The organism is Halomonas koreensis (genome assembly GCF_031451675.1).
Taxonomy (GTDB): domain Bacteria; phylum Pseudomonadota; class Gammaproteobacteria; order Pseudomonadales; family Halomonadaceae; genus Halomonas; species Halomonas koreensis.
This window is the reverse complement of record NZ_JARWAK010000034.1, coordinates 1-800: the sequence shown is the minus strand read 5'-3', so window position 1 is coordinate 800 and position 800 is coordinate 1. Positions and strand designations below refer to the sequence as shown.

The following is an 800-nucleotide window of genomic DNA, read 5'->3' as shown; positions in this document are numbered from 1 at the left end:
CGGGTCGCCGCCTTCTGCCGCCACCTCGAGGACGACCGCAGCGTCGACCGCCTCGGCTACACCCTCGCCGAGGGGCGCGAGCAGATCCAGCGCGTCTACGGCATGCGCAAGCGCGCCGTGGGCCTGCTCGGCAACGTCCAGGGCGAGCAGCGCCCGCTGCCCTTCGTCGAGGACACCGCCGTGCCCCCGGAGCACCTGGCCGACTACATCGCCGAGTTCCGCGCCCTGCTCGACGCCCGCGACCTCGACTACGGCATGTTCGGCCACGTCGACGCCGGGGTGCTGCACGTGCGCCCGGCCCTGGACATGAAGGACCCCGCCCAGGCGGCGCTGATCCGCGAGATCTCCGACGAGGTGGCCGCGCTGACCCGGAAGTACGGCGGCCTGCTGTGGGGCGAGCACGGCAAGGGCGTGCGCTCCGAGTACGCCCCGGCCTTCTTCGGCCCGCTCTACCCCAGCCTGCGCCGGCTCAAGGCCGCCTTCGACCCGCATAACCAGCTCAATCCCGGCAAGATCGCCACCCCGCTCGCGCTTTCCCACCCGCCCGAAGACGCGGCGCTTTCCCACCCGCCCGAAGACGCGGGTAGGGCGCCCTCGGCCGAAAATGACGCCCAGGCCGCCCCGTCCAGCCCGGAAGGGGGCGAAGACGAGCAGGCCGTCAAGTGGGTCGATCCGGGCCTGCTGACCATCGACGGCGTGCCCACCCGCGGCGAGCATGATCGCCGGATCGACGAGCGGGTCTGGCAGGCCCACGGCGACGCCGTCTACTGCAACGGCAACGGCGCCTGCTACAACTACGA

The 800-nt window shown here is 72.4% G+C and carries 1 protein-coding gene; it reads left to right on the top strand.

The genetic code is table 11. The annotated features are described in order from the left end of the window. On the top strand, nt 1-800 hold an 800-nt coding region (locus tag QC818_RS18300), incomplete at both ends, for an FAD-linked oxidase C-terminal domain-containing protein (RefSeq protein ID WP_309654303.1).